The 17,401-nt window shown below is 72.0% G+C and carries 18 protein-coding genes and 1 rRNA gene; all 19 read left to right on the top strand.

Features of this window, described 5'->3' with window-relative positions:
- The first annotated feature begins 224 nt into the window (after positions 1-224).
- The 19 genes from rrf to ABD671_RS18890 all read left to right on the top strand — a co-directional run bounded on the left by rrf (position 225) and on the right by ABD671_RS18890 (position 17,397).
- Positions 225-341 (top strand): 5S ribosomal RNA (gene rrf, locus ABD671_RS18980).
- Between the two features lie 178 nt (positions 342-519).
- Positions 520-876 carry a single-stranded DNA-binding protein gene (locus ABD671_RS18975; protein ID WP_344735017.1) on the top strand — a complete coding sequence of 119 codons (357 nt, stop codon included), beginning with the start codon at positions 520-522 and terminating at the stop codon, positions 874-876.
- Between the two features lie 9 nt (positions 877-885).
- A complete protein-coding gene (locus ABD671_RS18970) occupies positions 886-1,896 on the top strand; it encodes an HAD-IIA family hydrolase (protein WP_344735016.1) in 1,011 nt (336 codons plus the stop codon).
- 29 nt (positions 1,897-1,925) lie between these two features.
- The gene (locus tag ABD671_RS18965; protein WP_344735015.1) at positions 1,926-2,174 is read left to right on the top strand and encodes a hypothetical protein; all 249 of its coding nucleotides are present in this window, start codon (positions 1,926-1,928) and stop codon (positions 2,172-2,174) included.
- A gap of 4 nt (positions 2,175-2,178) precedes the next feature.
- A complete protein-coding gene (locus ABD671_RS18960) occupies positions 2,179-3,018 on the top strand; it encodes a TlyA family RNA methyltransferase (protein ID WP_344735014.1) in 840 nt (279 codons plus the stop codon).
- Positions 3,015-4,001: an NAD kinase gene (locus ABD671_RS18955; protein ID WP_344735013.1), complete on the top strand. Its 987-nt coding sequence runs from the start codon at positions 3,015-3,017 to the stop codon at positions 3,999-4,001. Before ABD671_RS18960 ends, ABD671_RS18955 begins: the two co-directional genes overlap by 4 nt.
- Complete coding sequence (gene recN / locus ABD671_RS18950; RefSeq protein WP_344735012.1) at positions 4,001-5,761, top strand: DNA repair protein RecN; 1,761 nt, start codon at positions 4,001-4,003, stop codon at positions 5,759-5,761. Before ABD671_RS18955 ends, recN begins: the two co-directional genes overlap by 1 nt.
- A gap of 32 nt (positions 5,762-5,793) precedes the next feature.
- A complete protein-coding gene (gene pyrG, locus ABD671_RS18945) occupies positions 5,794-7,491 on the top strand; it encodes a CTP synthase (protein ID WP_344735011.1) in 1,698 nt (565 codons plus the stop codon).
- Between the two features lie 3 nt (positions 7,492-7,494).
- Positions 7,495-8,127, top strand: coding sequence for an NUDIX domain-containing protein (locus ABD671_RS18940; RefSeq protein ID WP_344735010.1), 633 nt, complete (start codon positions 7,495-7,497; stop codon positions 8,125-8,127).
- A 10-nt stretch (positions 8,128-8,137) separates the two neighbouring features.
- A complete protein-coding gene (locus ABD671_RS18935) occupies positions 8,138-8,320 on the top strand; it encodes a DUF2256 domain-containing protein (protein WP_344735009.1) in 183 nt (60 codons plus the stop codon).
- A 105-nt stretch (positions 8,321-8,425) separates the two neighbouring features.
- A complete protein-coding gene (gene ald / locus ABD671_RS18930; protein ID WP_344735008.1) occupies positions 8,426-9,541 on the top strand; it encodes an alanine dehydrogenase in 1,116 nt (371 codons plus the stop codon).
- Positions 9,542-9,545: 4 nt separating this feature from the next.
- Positions 9,546-10,514, top strand: coding sequence for a site-specific tyrosine recombinase XerD (xerD, locus tag ABD671_RS18925; protein ID WP_344735007.1), 969 nt, complete (start codon positions 9,546-9,548; stop codon positions 10,512-10,514).
- Entirely contained in the window at positions 10,514-13,129 is a 2,616-nt protein-coding gene (locus tag ABD671_RS18920) for a DEAD/DEAH box helicase (protein ID WP_344735006.1), read from the top strand. Before xerD ends, ABD671_RS18920 begins: the two co-directional genes overlap by 1 nt.
- Positions 13,126-13,425, top strand: coding sequence for a GNAT family N-acetyltransferase (locus ABD671_RS18915; protein WP_344735005.1), 300 nt, complete (start codon positions 13,126-13,128; stop codon positions 13,423-13,425). The genes ABD671_RS18920 and ABD671_RS18915 overlap by 4 nt, the downstream gene beginning before the upstream one ends.
- A gap of 341 nt (positions 13,426-13,766) precedes the next feature.
- The gene (locus tag ABD671_RS18910; protein WP_425574935.1) at positions 13,767-14,660 is read left to right on the top strand and encodes a ParA family protein; all 894 of its coding nucleotides are present in this window, start codon (positions 13,767-13,769) and stop codon (positions 14,658-14,660) included.
- A complete protein-coding gene (locus ABD671_RS18905) occupies positions 14,642-15,040 on the top strand; it encodes a hypothetical protein (protein ID WP_344735004.1) in 399 nt (132 codons plus the stop codon). The genes ABD671_RS18910 and ABD671_RS18905 overlap by 19 nt, the downstream gene beginning before the upstream one ends.
- On the top strand, positions 15,037-15,939 hold the full coding sequence (locus ABD671_RS18900) for a segregation and condensation protein A (RefSeq protein WP_344735003.1): 903 nt from the start codon (positions 15,037-15,039) through the stop codon (positions 15,937-15,939). The genes ABD671_RS18905 and ABD671_RS18900 overlap by 4 nt, the downstream gene beginning before the upstream one ends.
- Positions 15,932-16,618: an SMC-Scp complex subunit ScpB gene (gene scpB / locus ABD671_RS18895; protein WP_344735002.1), complete on the top strand. Its 687-nt coding sequence runs from the start codon at positions 15,932-15,934 to the stop codon at positions 16,616-16,618. The genes ABD671_RS18900 and scpB overlap by 8 nt, the downstream gene beginning before the upstream one ends.
- Positions 16,615-17,397 carry a pseudouridine synthase gene (locus tag ABD671_RS18890; protein ID WP_344735001.1) on the top strand — a complete coding sequence of 261 codons (783 nt, stop codon included), beginning with the start codon at positions 16,615-16,617 and terminating at the stop codon, positions 17,395-17,397. The genes scpB and ABD671_RS18890 overlap by 4 nt, the downstream gene beginning before the upstream one ends.
- Positions 17,398-17,401: the final 4 nt, after the last annotated feature.

The raw sequence follows: 17,401 nt of genomic DNA, 5'->3' as shown, positions 1-17,401 counted from the left end.
GCAGTGATGCCCAGCCGACCGGTACTAATAGGCCGAGGGCTTGTCACACAAACCCTCAACAAAACCCACAAGGGTGTTGCGTATACGAGAGTGTCTCGCGTCCACTAACTTCACATGCGACTCATATGTTGATGAGCATGATCGAGAAGTGAATATAGGGTCTCAACACCCCATCCCGTGCCCAGTAGTGGGTGTGTGTGGGTGGGATGAATGTTGAATAGAGTTACGGCGGCCATAGCGTTAGGGAAACACCCGGTCCCATCCCGAACCCGGAAGTTAAGCCTTTCAGCGCCGATGGTACTGCGATCGCGAGGTCGTGGGAGAGTAGGACGCCGCCGGACAAACATTGGCTCAGGGGCACCGCGCAAGCGGTGCCCCTGAGTGCATTTCGGGGTGTTTCGCGGTCCGCCGATCCTCCACAGGGTGCTCCCGCGCAGCCGTCCTCCCCAGATCCTCGCCGTCCCTCCTCGACAGCCGGTGTAGCGGGGAAGGCTGGTGCTCGAACCCGAGGAGGATGACATGGCATCGGAGACCGTCGACGACGTTGACACCGAGAACACCGTGCGGCTGGTGGGCCGCCTGAGCCGGCTCGAGGACGAGCGGGAGCTCCCATCAGGATCGGTGGTGGTGGGTTTCGCCGTCGTGGTGCCGCGGGCCTCGGCGTCGCCGTCAGGCCGGAACACCGTCGACTCCCTGGACTGCGCCGCCTGGAGCGCGGGCACGCGGCGGTCTGTGCGGTCTTGGCAGGTCGGAGACGTCGTCGAGGTGGAGGGCCATCTGCGGCGACGCTTCTACCGGGCCGGTGCCGGCGTCGCCTCGCGGTACGAGGTCGAGGCCGTGAGGGTCAAGCGTCGGCGTCGCGGCCCGGCCGCGTAGCCTCCTGCCGTGAGTGGACATCGCTGGTTGGTCGGGTCGGAGGGACCCCTGTCGGACGTGTACGACCTCGCGATGCTCGATCTCGACGGAGTCGTCTACGTCGGGCCTGACGTCGTGCCGGGTGCAGCCGAGGCGATCACCGCCTGGCGTTCCCGGTCGCGCGCGGTCGCGTTCGTGACCAACAACGCCTCGCGGACTCCCGATCGCGTGTCCGACCATCTGTGCGAGCTTGGGGTCGCGGCATCGGTCGACGACGTCGTGACCTCCGCCCAGGCGGTGGCATCGCTGATCCGTCAGCGCCACGGCGCGGGCGCCGCGGTGGCGGCGCTGGGTGGTGAGGGCCTGTACGCGGCACTCGCGGCGGAGGAGTTGACGGTCGTCGGGGTCGGCGAGGAGGCCGTCGCGGTCGTCACCGGCTACGGACCGCAGGTGGTGTGGTCCGACATCATGCAGGCCGCGGTGCGCATCCGCGACGGCCTGCCGTGGTTCGCCAGCAACACCGACATGACGATCCCGACCGCGTTCGGCACCGCGCCGGGGCACGGCGTCCTGGTCGAGACGATCACGCGGTTCTCCGGCGTCACACCGGAGGTCGCCGGCAAGCCCGAACCGCCGCTGCTGGAGCAGACGATGCGGCGACGGGGGAGCGATGCCGCGCTCATGGTGGGCGATCGACTCGACACCGACATCGCTGGTGGCGCCCGGGTCGGCGTCGACACGCTGCTCGTCCTCACCGGTGTCACCGGGCTGGCCGAACTGGTCGCAGCAGCGGCGGAGGAACGTCCGACCTATCTGTCCGCCGATCTCGGTGGCCTGCTCGTGGCACATCCCCCGGTGGTGACCGAGGGCGCCCGGTCGACGTGCGGCGGATGGTCGGCCACCGTCGTCGACGGCGCGCTGCGGGTCGAGGGTCACGGGGAGCGCGACGACTGGTGGCGGGCTGCCTCGGCAGCATCGTGGGACCACCTCGACCGGACCGGACACACGGCCTCGGTCACCGAGGTGGAGCCGCCCCGATGACGTCCGTCGCACCCGGTAGCCTCAGCCCCATGGACGAGGACGTGGCCGCACCGGGCGCACCCGAGCCCACCGACACGGTGGCGACCGGGGTGGCGTCGGTGGATGCCGTGATCGACGCCGTGGCTGCGGTCGACGACCAGCCGCTCGCCGAGCATGCGGCGGTCTTCACGGCCGCCCACGAGACGCTGCGCCGCGCCCTGGACGACCTCGACGGTCTCGATGATCCGGCCGGGTCCGCGGACGCTTCCTCGACCGACCCGTCGACCGACCCCGTCTGAGGCGATGGGCCCTCGTCGTCTCCGTCTCGACGCGGAGCTCGTCCGGCGCGGCCTGGCCCGCTCGCGTGAGCATGCGAGCGACCTCATCGCCGCCGGCCGGGTGACGGTCTCGGGGGTCCGGGCGACCAAGCCTGCGACCGGCGTGACCACCGACGTCGCGCTCGTCGTCGCCGAGGACCTCGACGATCCCGGGTACGTCTCGCGTGGTGCGCACAAGCTCGTCGGGGCGCTCGAGGCCTTCGGGCCGCACGGCCTGTCGGTCGAAGGCCGCCGCTGCCTGGACGCCGGAGCGTCGACCGGGGGCTTCACCGACGTCCTGCTGCGTCGGGGCGCGGCGCAGGTGGTGGCGGTCGACGTCGGCTACGGGCAGCTGGCTTGGCAGCTCCAGTCCGACGATCGCGTGCAGGTCCACGACCGCACCAACATCCGCGATCTCACCCTCGACCTCATCGGGGGCCCCGTCGACCTCGTCGTCGGAGACCTCTCCTTCATCTCCCTCACCCTGGTGCTCGACGCCCTGACCGGGGTGACCGCGCCCGACGGTGACCTCGCGCTCATGGTCAAGCCGCAGTTCGAGGTCGGCAAGGACCGCGTCGGCAAGGGCGGCGTCGTCCGCGACGTCGAGCTGCGGGCCGAGGCGGTACTCGGTGTCGCGGCCGCCGCTGCGGCGCGCGGGTGGCACGCCCGCATGGTCGCCACCAGCCCGCTGCCGGGTCCGTCGGGCAACGTCGAGTTCTTCTTGTGGTTGCGGCGCGACAGCGCGGGCCTGCCCGAGGCGGATATCCACGATGCGGTGGTGCACGCCGGTGTCTCGTCGGTGGCGGATGAGAGGGTGGGGCCATGACCGAGGCCCCGGGCACCAGCGCGACCGACGCACCGCGTCGGGTGCTCGTGCTCACCCACACCGGCCGGGACGACGCCCGCGAGGTGGCCCTCGCCGTCGTGCGCGCCCTGACCGGCCACGGCATCGTCGTGCGCCTGCTCGAACCGGAGACCGCCGACCTGGGCATCGACCCTGCCGGCTTCGAGGGCACGATCGAGGTGCACCCGCCGGTCGAGTCCGGCACCGACGCCAGTGCCGGCTGCGAGCTCGCGATCGTCATCGGCGGCGACGGCACCATCCTGCGTGCCGCCGAGATCACCCACACCAGCGGCACGCCGATCCTCGGGGTCAACCTCGGCCATGTCGGGTTCCTCGCGGAGGCCGAGTACGAGGACGTCGACACCGTCATCGACTCCGTGGTGCACCGTCGCTACACCTCCGAGGACCGCATGACCCTCGACGTCGTGGTCTACCGCGACGGCGAGATCGTCAACCGCACCTTCGCCGTCAACGAGGCCAGCGTCGAGAAGGCGGCCCGCGAGCGCATGCTCGAGGTGGTCGTCGAGGTCGACGGCCGTCCGCTCTCGCGGTGGGGCTGCGACGGCATCGTCTGTGCGACCCCGACCGGCTCGACCGCCTACAACTTCAGCGCCGGAGGCCCGGTCGTGTGGCCGCAGGTCGAGGCGCTGCTCATGGTCCCGATCAGCGCGCACGCGCTCTTCGCCCGTCCGCTCGTCGTCGCGCCGACCTCGGTGCTGGCCGTCGAGGTGCTCGCCCGCACCGAAGGGGCCGGCGTGCTGTGGTGCGACGGACGACGCGCCGTCGACCTGCCGCCCGGCGCACGGATCGAGGTCCGCCGCGGCCACACCCCGATGCGCATCGCGCGGCTGCACGAGGCCCCGTTCACCGACCGGCTCGTCGCCAAGTTCGGCCTCTCGGTCGAAGGTTGGCGCGGGTCGGCCGAACGCCGTCGCCGCACCGCACCCGACCCGAAGGAGGCGTGATGTTCGAGGAGATCCGGATCAGCTCCCTGGGGGTCATCGACTCCTCGACCCTCGAACTCGGCCCGGGCCTGACCGTGATCACCGGTGAGACCGGCGCCGGCAAGACGATGATCGTCACCGCGCTCGGTCTGCTGCTCGGCGGGCGGGCCGACTCCGGGTCGGTGCGCACCGGTTCCACCAGCGCCCGCGTCGAGGGCATCGTGGCCGCCGACGGACTGCCGGAGTTCGTGGCGGCTGTCGACGAGGCCGGCGGCAGCGTCGACGACGGCCGGGTCGTGCTGGCCCGCAACGTCTCGGCGGAGGGCCGCTCGCGCGCCTATGTCGGTGGTGCGAGCGTGCCGGTCGCGACCCTCGCCGAGGTGAGCGAGCCGCTGGTCGCCGTCCACGGTCAGTCCGACCAGCACCGCCTGCTCCAGCCGCGCGCCCAGCGGGCCGCGCTCGACCGCTTCGGCGGTGCCCGCGTCGCCGATCTCTCCCAGCGCTATCGCGAGCTCTTCGACGCGCTGCGCGAGACCGAGCGGGAGCTCGACGAGGTCGTCACCACCGCCCGCGACCGGGCCCGCGAGGCCGATCTGCTGCGCTTCGGGCTCGGTGAGATCGAGGCCGTCGACCCGCGTCCGGGGGAGGATGCCGAGCTGGCTGCCGAGGAGACCCGTCTGGGGTTCTCCGACACCCTGCGCACGGCCGCCGAGACCGCCCGGGAGGCGCTGTCGGCCGAGAACGGCGGCCCCGACGCCCTCGGTGCGGTCTCCGCCGCTCGTCGGGCGCTGGACTCCGTGCGCGAGCACGACCCCGAGGCGGCCGCCCTCGCCGACCGTCTGGCCGAGGTCTCCTACCTCCTGGCCGACCTCGCCGCCGACGTCGCCTCCTACGCCACCGCCATCGACACCGATCCCGCCCGGCTCGCGACCGTCTCCGAGCGGCGCGCCGCCCTGATCGGGCTGACCCGCAAGTACGGCGAGAGCGTCGAGGAGGTGCTCGCCTGGGCCGAGACCTCGGCGCGCCGGCTCCTCGAGCTCGACGGCACCGACGAGCGCATCGAGGAACTGCGCGGCGAACGCCGTCGCCTGCGGGCCGAGCTCGCCGCGGCGGCCGGCGAGCTGAGCGCGGCTCGCACCGAGGCGGCTGAGCGGCTCGCAGCGCTGGTCACCGAGGAGCTCCATCAGCTCGCGATGCCTCATGCCCGGCTCGAGATCGAGGTGCGTCAGCAGGAGGTCGCGGCCGGCGATCCCGAGCAGAGCGGCGCACCCCTCGAGGTCGGCGGACGATGGCTGCGGTACGCGCCGTCCGGCATCGACGAGGTCGAGCTGCTGCTCGCCGCCAACACCGGCTCGGCGCCGCGACCGCTCCACAAGGGCGCCTCGGGCGGTGAGCTCTCCCGCGTGATGCTCGGTCTCGAGGTCGCGCTGGCCGCATCGGGGGAGTCGAAGGTGCCGACCTTCGTCTTCGACGAGGTCGACGCCGGCGTCGGTGGCGCCGCAGCTGTCGAGATCGGACGCCGCCTGGCGATGCTCGCCCGCAGCGCCCAAGTGCTCGTCGTGACCCACCTGCCCCAGGTCGCCGCCTACGCCGACCGGCACGTGGTGGTCGCCAAGTCCAGCGACGGCACCGTGACCAGCTCCGGCCTGACCGTGCTCGACGACGCCGCCCGCGAACGGGAGCTCTCCCGCATGCTCGCCGGCCTCAGCGACTCCGACACCGCGCTGGCCCACGCGCGTGAACTGCTCGAGGTGGCGCAGAGCGCGCGCGCCGTGTCCTGAGCACCCCCTCCGATGCCATAGGATGGAGTTCCATGAGGATTCCGTCCCAGGCCAAGCATGTGTTCGTGACCGGGGGCGTCGCCTCCTCGCTCGGGAAGGGGCTCACGGCCTCGAGCCTGGGCCGTCTGCTCCGGTCGCGGGGCCTGCGGGTCACGATGCAGAAGCTCGACCCGTACCTCAACGTCGACCCCGGGACGATGAACCCGTTCCAGCACGGCGAGGTCTTCGTGACCAACGACGGCGCCGAGACCGACCTCGACATCGGCCACTACGAGCGCTTCCTCGACACCGACCTCTCGGCGATCGCGAACGTGACGACCGGTCAGGTGTACTCGCACGTCATCGCCAAGGAGCGCCGCGGCGACTACCTCGGCGACACCGTCCAGGTGATCCCGCACATCACCAACGAGATCAAGGACCGCATCCTCGCGATGGGGGCCGGCACCGGCGACGACGCGGTCGACGTCGTCATCACCGAGATCGGCGGCACGGTCGGCGACATCGAGTCGCTGCCCTTCCTCGAGGCTGCCCGTCAGGTGCGCCACGACATCGGCCGCGGCAACGTGTTCTTCCTCCACGTCTCCCTCGTGCCCTACATCGGCCCCTCCGGTGAGCTGAAGACCAAGCCCACCCAGCACTCGGTGGCCGCTCTGCGCCAGGTCGGCATCCAGCCCGACGCCGTGGTCTGCCGCGCCGACCGGGAACTGCCCGAGGGCATCAAGCGCAAGATCTCGCTCATGTGCGACGTCGACGTCGAGGCGGTCGTCACCGCGGCCGACGCGCCGTCCATCTACGACATCCCCAAGGTGCTGCACCGCGAGGGCCTCGACGCCTACGTCGTGCGCCGCCTCGACCTGCCCTTCCGCGACGTCGACTGGACGCTGTGGGACGACCTGCTGCGTCGGGTCCACCACCCCAAGGAGGAGGTGACGATCGCGCTCGTCGGCAAGTACATCGACCTGCCCGACGCCTACCTCTCCGTCGCCGAGGCCCTGCGCGCCGGCGGCTTCGCCCACGAGGCCAAGGTGCACCTGCGCTGGATCCCCTCCGACGAGTGCGCGACGCCGTCCGGTGCCGCCAAGCAGCTGCACGACGTCGACGGCATCTGCGTGCCCGGCGGATTCGGCGTCCGCGGCCTGGAGGGCAAGCTCGGGGCGCTGACCTACGCCCGCACCCACGGCATCCCGACCCTCGGCCTGTGCCTGGGGCTGCAGAGCATGGTCATCGAGTACGCCCGCAACGTGCTCGGGCTGGAGAAGGCCGACTCGACCGAGTTCGACCCCGAGACCCCCGAGCCGGTCATCGCCACCATGGCCGAGCAGAAGGCGTTCGTCGACGGCGCCGGCGACCTCGGCGGCACCATGCGCCTGGGCCTCTACCCGGCCGCCCTCAAGGAGGGCAGCATCGCCCGGCAGGTGTACGGCGCCGCGGAGATCCAGGAGCGCCACCGCCACCGCTACGAGGTCAACAACGCCTACCGCGACCAGCTCGAGGAGGCCGGCCTGGTGTTCTCCGGCACCTCCCCGGACAACAACCTCGTGGAGTTCGTCGAGCTGCCCCGCGAGGTGCACCCCTACTACATCTCCACCCAGGCGCACCCCGAGCTGCGCTCGCGGCCGACCCGCCCGCACCCGCTGTTCGCGGGCCTCGTCGGTGCGGCGATCGCGCGGCAGCGGGAGCTGCGGTTCCCGATCGACGAGTCGGGGCTGCACGCCGAGCCGCAGGACTGACGGGTGGTTGCGGGCACCGACGGCGGCACCGACGGCGGGGGAGTCCGGCCGCTGGCTGACGAGCCGGCGTCCTGGCCCGTCGTGGAGTCCACCGACCTGCACCGCGACGGGTGGGTGATGGCCTACCGCGCCGACCGGCTGCATCGGCCCGACGACCCCGAGGTCTTCCGCCGCTTCGTCCTCGAGCACCCCGGTGCGGTGGTGGTGCTGGCGATCGACGCCGACGACCGGGTGCTGGTGCTGCGGCAGTACCGCCACCCGGTGCGCCGTCGGTTGCTGGAGCTCCCGGCCGGTCTCCTCGACGGGGTCGACGAGGATCCGATCGACGTCGCCCGGCGCGAGCTGCGCGAGGAGGCCGGCTTCGAGGCCGACACCTGGAGCCCGCTGCTGCGCGCCTACTCCTCGCCCGGCATCAGCGAGGAGCTCATCCACTACTTCCTCGCTCGCGACCTGCGCGAGGTCGGGGTGGGCGACTTCGAGCAGCGCCACGAGGAGGCCGATCTCGTGCTCGAGCGGGTGCCCTTCGACGACCTGCTCGACGCCGTCCTCGACGGACGCACCGAGGACGGGCCGCTGGCGATCGCCGTCCTCGCCCATGCCGTGCAGCGCACACGTGCCGCTGGGGGAGCCCCGTAACCTCGACGGGGTGGGACGAGCACGCGGCGGTACGCCGGGCGGACGCGCAGGGACGCCTCCGGACAAGATCTGCCTGACCTGCGGTCGCCCCTTCAGCTGGCGCAAGAAGTGGGAGCGCGACTGGGACTCGGTGAAGTACTGCTCGCAGGCCTGCCGTGCAGGCCGTGGCAACCCGGACTTCCGACCCCGGTGATTCCCGACTGAGGGGGGGACCCCCGCCTCGGACGCCGGCGGGCGCGCCGGGCATAGACTCAGGCGCCGCCCGCGATCCGGGCCATCACACCCACAGGAGGGTCCCTTGAAGATCGGTGTCCCGAAGGAAGTCAAGAACCACGAGTACCGCGTCGCCATCACCCCGATCGGGGTTCATGAGCTGACGGCGAACGGGCACGAGGTCTACATCCAGGCCGGCGCGGGGCTCGGGTCCTCGATCACCGACGAGGAGTACGTCGAGGAGGGCGCCACGATCGTCGCCGACGCCGACGAGACGTGGGGCGTCGCCGACATGGTGCTCAAGGTCAAGGAGCCCATCGCCGAGGAGTACCACCGGCTGCGCGACGGGCTGACCCTCTTCACCTACCTCCACCTCGCGGCCGACAAGCCGCTCACCGAGGAGCTGCTGGCCCGCAAGGTCACCGGCATCGCCTACGAGACGGTGCAGCTGCCCTCCGGCGGCCTGCCGCTGCTCTACCCGATGTCGGAGGTCGCCGGCTGTCTGGCGCCCCAGGTCGGCGCGTACTCGATGATGAAGGCCCAGGGCGGCCGCGGCGTCCTCATGGGCGGCGTCGGCGGCGTCGCCAACGCCAAGGTCGTCATCCTCGGTGCCGGCGTCTCGGGTCAGAACGCGGCCAACATCGCGCTCGGCATGGGCGCCGATGTCACTCTGCTCGACACCGACCTCGACAAGCTGCGCATGTCGTTCTGGCGCTACAACAACCGGGTGCACGGCCTGGCGTCCTCGCGCCTGGCGATCGAGCAGCAGGTGCTCGAGGCCGACCTGGTCATCGGCGCCGTGCTGATCCCCGGTGCCGCAGCGCCCAAGCTGGTCACCAACGAACTGGTCGCGGCCATGAAGCCCGGCTCGGTGCTCGTCGACATCGCGGTCGACCAGGGCGGCTGCTTCGAGGACACCCGGGCCACCACGCACGCCGACCCGACCTACCAGGTGCACGAGTCGATCTTCTACTGCGTGGCGAACATGCCCGGTGCGGTGCCGAACACCTCCACCTACGCGCTCACCAACGCGACCCTGCCCTACGTGGTGGCGCTGGCGAACAAGGGCTGGCAGCAGGCGTTGCGCGACGACGCCAGCCTCGCGCTCGGCCTCAACACCCACGCCGGCCACCTGACCAACGCGCCCGTCGGCGAGGCCGTCGGCATCCCCGCCGTCGCCCTGGCCGACGCCCTTGCCTGACGTCATGGCCTCGGACCGCCCGACCGCCGCCCCCGGGCGTGCGGAGCGGGCGGTCCGGACCTACCTCGACCACCTCAGCGTCGAACGCGGGCTCGCGGCGAACACCCTCTCCAGCTACCGGCGCGACCTGCGCCGCTACCTCGAGCACCTCGGCACTCTCGGCATCGACGACCTCGACGCCGTGACCCCCGAGCACGTCGCCGGCTTCCTCGTCGCGCTGCGCGAGGGGGACGCCGACCACCCGCCGCTCTCGGCCACCTCCGCGGCCCGCACCGTGGTGGCCGTGCGCGGGTTCCACAAGTTCGCCCTGGCCGACGGCCTGGCCCAGCACGACCCGGCCGGCGGCGTCCGTCCACCCACTCCGGCGCGACGACTGCCCAAGGCGCTGCCCCTGGCCGACGTCGAGGCCATCCTCGACGCCGCCGGGGCACCGGGCACCGCGCTGGCCCTGCGCGACCGGGCGCTGCTCGAACTTCTCTATGGCACCGGTGCCCGCATCTCGGAGGCGGTCGGGCTCGACGTCGACGACATCGACCGCGGTGACGGCGTCCACCAGGCGCTGACCGCGACCGTGCTGCTGCGCGGCAAGGGTGGCAAGCAGCGCATCGTGCCGGTCGGCTCCTACGCCCGCGACGCGCTGGAGGCCTACCTGGTGCGCGGGCGCCCGGCACTCGTGGGTGAGCGCAGCGGGCCGGCCCTCTTCCTCAACGCCCGCGGTGGCCGGCTCTCCCGGCAGTCGGCGTGGACCGTGCTGGTGCGCGCCGCCGAGCGGGCCGGTGTCACCCGCGAGGTCTCGCCCCACACCCTGCGGCACTCCTTCGCCACCCACTTGCTCGAGGGCGGCGCCGACGTCCGCGTGGTGCAGGAGCTGCTCGGACACGCCTCGGTGACCACCACCCAGATCTACACGCTCGTGACGGTCGACAACCTGCGCGAGGTCTTCGCCGCCGCGCACCCGCGAGCCCGCGACTGATGCCGCCCGAGCCCACTGCCCTCGCGGGCTGGCCGCCGCGCGTCGGCGCGTCGCCCGACGCCGTCTACGAGGCCGTCTCCGCCTTCGCCGCCTCCCGCGGTCTGGAGCTCTACCCGCACCAGGACGAGGCGGTGATGGAGCTGGTCAGCGGCAGCAACGTCGTGCTGGCCACCCCGACCGGGTCGGGCAAGTCGCTCGTGGCCCTCGCCGCGCACGCTGCCGCCTTGGCCACCGACCGGGTCTCCTTCTACACCGCGCCGATCAAGGCGCTGGTGAGCGAGAAGTTCTTCGAGCTCTGCGCGGTCTTCGGCCCCGAGAACGTCGGCATGCTCACCGGCGACGCCTCGGTCAACGCCGACGCTCCGATCATCTGCTGCACCGCCGAGATCCTCGCCAACCTCGCCCTGCGCGAGGGCCGCACCGCCGACGTCGGCCTGGTCGTGATGGACGAGTTCCACTACTACGCCGAACCCGACCGCGGCTGGGCGTGGCAGGTGCCGTTGCTGGAGCTGCCCGACGTGCAGTTCCTGCTGATGTCGGCCACGTTGGGCGACACCGCCGATCTGCGCGAGGACCTCACCCGGCGTACCGGTCGCGAGACCACGCTGATCGACGACGCCGTCCGCCCGGTGCCGCTGGACTTCTCCTGGTCGCTGGACCCGATGGCCGAGAAGCTCGAGGAGATCCTCACCACCGGCCAGGCGCCGGTCTACGTCGTCCACTTCACCCAGGCGGCGGCGGTCGAGCACGCGACGTCCCTGCTGACCGCAGGTTGGCTGGCGCAGAGCCCGATGACGGCCGAGGCCCAGGCGGCGGTGCGCGAACGGCTCGAGGGGTTCCGGTTCGGTGCCGGCTTCGGCAAGACGCTGGCCAAGCTGCTCAAGCGCGGCATCGGCGTGCACCACGCCGGCATGCTGCCGCGCTACCGGCGGCTGGTCGAGCAGCTCGCCCAGTCGGGCGCGCTGCGCATCATCTGCGGCACCGACACCCTCGGCGTCGGCATCAACGTGCCGATCCGCACGGTGCTCTTCACCGGCCTGGTGAAGTTCGACGGCAACCGGCAGCGGGTGCTGCGGGTGCGCGAGTTCCGCCAGATCGCCGGCCGGGCGGGCCGGGCCGGGTTCGACACGGTGGGCTACGTCGTCGTCCAGGCACCCGAGCACGTGATCGAGAACGAGCGCGCGAAGGCCAAGGCCGACGCCAAGAACGCCGCGAACCCGAAGAAGAAGTCGAAGGCGCAGCTGCGCAAGCCGCCCGAGGGATCGGTCGTGTGGACCGAGCAGACCTTCACCAAGCTGGTCGAGGGCGACCCCGAACGGCTGGTCTCGCGGATGCGCATCGACAACGCGATGCTGCTCAGCGTGCTGGCGCGCGAGGAGGACGCCTTCCCGGTGCTGCGCCGGCTGCTGACCGACAACCACGAGGAGCGCCGCCAGCAGCTGCGGCTGGCCCGGCGGGCACTGCGGCTGACCCGCTCGCTGGTGCGCTCGGGGGTGGTGACCCGGCTCGACGAGCTCGACGCCTTCGGACGCCGCTACGTGCTCACCGTCGACCTGCCCCCGGACTTCGCGCTCAACCAGCCGCTCTCGCACTTCGCGCTGGCGGCCCTCGACCTCATCGACGCCGAGGCACCCGATGCGCTCGTCGAGACCGTCTCGACCATCGAGGCCGTCGTCGAGGCGCCGCGCCAGATCCTGCTCGCCCAGCAGTGGGCCGCACGGGGTGAGGCGATCGCGGCGATGAAGGCCGACGGCGTCGAGTACGAGGAACGCATGGAGCTGGTCGAGGAGGTCACCTGGCCGCGGCCGCTGGCCGAGCGGCTCGAGGCCGCCTACGAGCTCTACCGCACCGGACACCCGTGGCTGCCGACGGACGCCGCGGCGGCGTCCCTGGAGCCCAAGTCGATCGTGCGCGAGATGTACGAGCAGGGGATGGGGTTCACCGACGTCGTGGCCCGCTACCAGCTCGCGCGCTCGGAGGGGTTGGTGCTGCGCTACCTCACCGACGCCTACAAGGCGCTGCGCCAGACCGTGCCCGAGCGGCTGCGCAGCGAGGAGTTCGAGGCGCTGCTCGACTGGCTGGGCGAGACGGTGCGGCAGACCGACTCCTCGCTGCTCGACGAGTGGGAGGCCCTCACCGATCCGGCGCATGCGCCGCGGGATGTCACCGACCGGGTGCCGCCGTCCTCGCCGCGGCCGCTCTCGCGCCAGGAGCGCGCCTTCGGCGTCATGGTGCGCAACGCGATGTTCCGTCGGGTCGAACTCCTCGCGCGCGACGACGTCGACGGCCTGGCTGCCCTCGAGGTCGCGGCCGCCGAACGCACCGACCCGCCGGCCGAGGTCGTCATGACCGCCGAGGCCTGGGACGCCGCCCTGGAGGAGTACTACGCCGAGCACGACCGGGTCGAGCTCGGACCCGACGCCCGCGGACCACGGCTGCTGGTCACCGAGGAGACTCATCAGGACGGCGTGCGGCTGCTGCAGGTGCGCCAGACCGTGCTCGACCCCGAGGACCATCGTGACTGGATCCTCGAGGCCGTTGCCGACCTCGACGCCACCGACGAGCTCGGCGAGCTGGTGCTGCGCGCGACCGCGCTGCGTAGGCTCGGAGGATGAGCGAGACCACCGCCGCACCACAGGTCGTCCACGAGCCCGAGGCCCACCGGTACGCCGCCTACCTCGACGGGGCGTTGGCCGGCTTCACCGTGTACGAGCTGGCCGAGGACCCCGCCCGCATCGTCTTCGTGCACACCGAGGTCGACGACGCGTTCGAGGGCCGCGGTGTCGGCTCGGCGATCGCGCGGGCCGCCCTCGACGACGTCCGTGCGACGGGGGAGCGCCGGGTCGTGCCGCAGTGCCCCTTCATCCGCGGCTGGATCGAGAAGCACCCCGAGTACGCCGATCTGCTCTGATCCGGGCCGGCCCGGGCCGCTGAAGGACCGGCACGCCGTCCACAGATTGCTCCACATGGACAGGACGGCATGTGCATCCACGGTGCGTGTCGTGCACAACTCCTCAACAGATACCGGCACAGCATGGGGATGACCGATCCGCCGGTTGTGGGCCCCGGGGCGGCCTCCTAGGCTCCCGCGCAACACCCGACAAGTCGCATTGTCGACTTATCCCGACCCGGGGCGAGGAGCGCACGATGACCGATGGTGGAATGGTGCTCGGGACCGGGGGCTCGACAGCACCCACGCAGCCGCCGTCGGTCCACCGCCCACCCACGCACCCCGTCGGAGAAGAGTCGCCCGTGACCGAGCCGTTGCCCTTCGAGCGCCCCGCCGCACCGGACGCGAAGGCGACGCTCGGACCCACTGGCCGGCCGATGCCCGTGCTGCCCGAGCCGCAGCCGGTCAGCTCGCACGGGAACGCCCGCGTGGTGTCGATGTGCAACCAGAAGGGCGGCGTCGGCAAGACGACCACCACCATCAACCTCGGCGCCGCTCTCGCGGAGTACGGCCGCAAGGTGCTGCTCGTCGACTTCGACCCGCAGGGATCGCTCTCGGTCGGGCTGGGGCTCAACCCCCACGAGATGGATCTGACGATCTACAACCTGCTGATGGAGAAGGACGTCGAGCTCGACGAGGTCGTCGTGCCCACCGGCGTCCCCGGCATGGACCTCCTGCCCTCCAACATCGACCTGTCGGCCGCCGAGGTGCAGCTGGTGCACGAGGTCGCCCGCGAGCAGACCCTCCAGCGGGTGCTCGCCCCGGCGCTCGAGCGCTACGACGTCGTCCTCATCGACTGCCAGCCCTCGCTGGGCCTGCTCACCGTCAACGCCCTGACCGCCTCCGACGGCGTCATCGTGCCGCTGGAGTGCGAGTACTTCGCGCTGCGCGGCGTCGCGCTGCTCAAGACGACCATCGACAAGGTGCGCGAGCGGCTCAACCCGCGCCTGCAGATCGACGGCGTCCTCGGCACCATGTACGACGGCCGCACCCTGCACAGCCGCGAGGTCATGGAGCGCCTGGTGCAGGCATGGGGCGACACGGTGTTCCACACCGTCATCCGCCGCACCGTGAAGTTCTCCGACTCCACGGTCGCCGGCGAGCCGATCACCACCTACGCGTCCAGCTCCACGGGCGCCGACTCCTACCGCCAGCTCGCCAAGGAGGTGCTCGCCCGGTGGCCGCACGACGCGTGAGCCTCCCCGCTGCCGACGACCTCTTCCGCCCGACGGCGCCCGCCGAGTCCGACGACGCCGAGCCCGCGGCCGGGGCCGCGCAGCCGACCTCGCGCCCGCGCGCCGTCCCGGACGCCGCCGCCGAACCCGAGGCGCCGACGACCCGCCGCGGGCGGGCCGCCCAGCCCAGCGGTCGGGTGCGTCACGACGAGAAGATGACGGTCTACATCACCTCCGAGGAGCTGCTGGCCATCGAGCACGCCCGGCTGGCCCTGCGCGGCACCCACGGCCTGGCCGTCGACCGCGGTCGCCTGGTGCGCGAGGCCCTCGCCCTCGTGCTCGCCGAGTTCGAGGCCGAGGGCGAGGACAGCGCCCTCGTGCGGCGGCTGAGCGAGGGATGACCGTCCTCGACCCGACCCCCGAGGCCGAGGCCGCCGGCGGCTTCGCCGTCCGACTCGACAACTTCGAGGGCCCCTTCGACCTGCTGCTCGGCCTGATCTCCAAGCACAAGCTCGACATCACCGAGGTCGCGCTCAGCCAGGTCACCGACGAGTTCATCGCGCACGTGAAGGCCGGCGGACCGGTCTGGGACCTCGAGCAGACGACGTCCTTCCTGCTCGTCGCCGCCACCCTGCTCGACCTCAAGGCCGCCCGGCTCCTGCCCCAGGGCGACGTCGAGGACGAGGAGGACCTCGCCCTGCTGGAGGCGCGCGACCTGCTGTTCGCGCGGCTGCTGCAGTACAAGGCGTTCAAGCACATCGCGGCCGTGCTCGATCAGCGGCTGGCCGGCGAGGCGAAGCGCCACGCGCGCGCCGTCGGCCTGGAGGAGCGCTACGCCGGGCTGCTGCCCGAGGTGCTCATCGGCATCGGCCTGGAGCAGTTCGCGCGGCTCGCGGCCAAGGCGCTGACGCCCAAGCCCGAGCTCGAGCTGACCCTGCACCACATCCACGCCCCGGCCGTCAGCGTGCGCGAGCAGGCGGCGGTGGTCGCCGAGCGGCTGCGTCGCGGCGGCACGCTGACCTTCCGTGCGCTGTGCGGCGACTCGCCCGACACGCTCACCACCGTGGCGAGGTTCCTCTCGCTGCTCGAGCTCTACCGTGAGGGCGCGGTCGCCTTCGACCAGGTCTCGCCGCTCGGGGAGCTGACCGTGCGGTGGACCGGCGACGACGACGTCGACGTGGAATCGCTGGCCGCCCGCACCGACGAGTTCGACGGCACGCCGCTGCCGATCCCCGAGGACGACGCGCCGGCCGACCCGGACAGCCCCGCACCGACCAGTGAGGACCCCACCCGTGAGTGAGCAGCAGACCGCCGAGGACACCCGTCCCGACGAGGTCGAGGAGGAGACGCTCGCCGTCCCCCTCGCCGCCCTGCAGCCGTCGCTGGAGGCCGTGCTGATGGTCGCCGACCAGCCGCTGGACGCCGTCACCCTGGCCACGGCGGTCGGCTACCCGGTCGAGGAGGTCGTGGCGACGCTGCAGACCCTCGCCGAGGAGTACACCGAGCAGGGGCGCGGCTTCGAGCTGCGCCAGGTCGCCGGTGGCTGGCGCTACTACACCCGTGACGAGTACGCGGTCGTCGTCGAGAAGTTCGTGCTCGACGGCCAGCAGGCGCGGCTGACCCAGGCGGCGCTGGAGACCCTCGCGGTCGTGGCCTACAAGCAGCCGGTCTCGCGTGCGCGGGTCTCGGCGATCCGCGGCGTCAACGTCGACGGCGTCATGCGCACGCTGCTGACCCGCGGCCTCGTGGAGGAGGCCGGCCAGGACGCCGAGACGGGTGCGAACCTCTACCGCACGACGTCCTACTTCCTCGAGCGCATCGGCGTGGTCTCCCTCGACGAGCTGCCCGAGCTGGCGCCGTACCTGCCCGAGATGGAGGACATCGCCGAGGAGCTCGCCGAGGCGGCTGCGCCGGCGGTGGGCACCGAAGCCCCGGCGTCGGCGGCGGACGGGCAGACCGAGAGCGAGGACGCCCCGTGAGCGAGGAGGTCGCGCCGCCCGGCGGCCACCCGGACGCCGACGGGCTGGTGCGTCTGCAGAAGCTGCTCGCCCAGTCGGGCGTCGCCTCGCGTCGCCGGTGCGAGGAGCTCATGCTCGACGGTCTCGTGGAGGTCGACGGCGAGGTCGTCACGAGGCTGGGCACGAAGGTCGACCCGTCGACCGCCGTCATCCGGGTCGAGGGACGTCGCCTCCCGCCGATCTCGCCCCACGTCTATCTCGTGCTCAACAAGCCGCGCGGCGTGGTCTCGGCGATGTCGGACCCGCAGGGTCGGCGCACGCTGACCGACTTCGTCGCCGACCGGCCGGAACGGCTCTTCCACGTCGGCCGCCTCGACACCGACACCTCGGGCCTGATCCTGCTCACCAACGACGGCGACTTCGCCCACCGCATGGCGCATCCCTCCTACGAGGTCGACAAGACCTATGTCGCCGAGGTGACCGGTGCCGTCTATCCGCGCACGGTGAAGGAGATGCTCGACGGGGTGACCCTCGACGACGGGCCGGTGCAGGTCACCGCGGCCCGCATCCGGATGAGCCCGCGCTCGCCGCGCGACCCCGACCGCAGCATCGTCGAGCTGACGATCCACGAGGGCCGCAACCGCATCGTGCGCCGGCTGATGGACCACCTCGGGCATCCGGTCGAGCGCCTGACCCGTACCTCGATCGGCCCGGTCGAGCTCGGGTCGCTGCGCACCGGCGAGATCCGCGAGCTCACCAACGACGAACTGGGCGCCCTGCTCGACCTGGCGCAGCTGTGAATCC

Origin of the sequence: Nocardioides fonticola (assembly GCF_039536805.1) — a bacterium.
GTDB lineage: Bacteria > Actinomycetota > Actinomycetes > Propionibacteriales > Nocardioidaceae > Nocardioides > Nocardioides fonticola.
The sequence above is the reverse complement of the archived record's forward strand: the minus strand, read 5'-3'. Positions and strand labels throughout refer to the sequence as shown.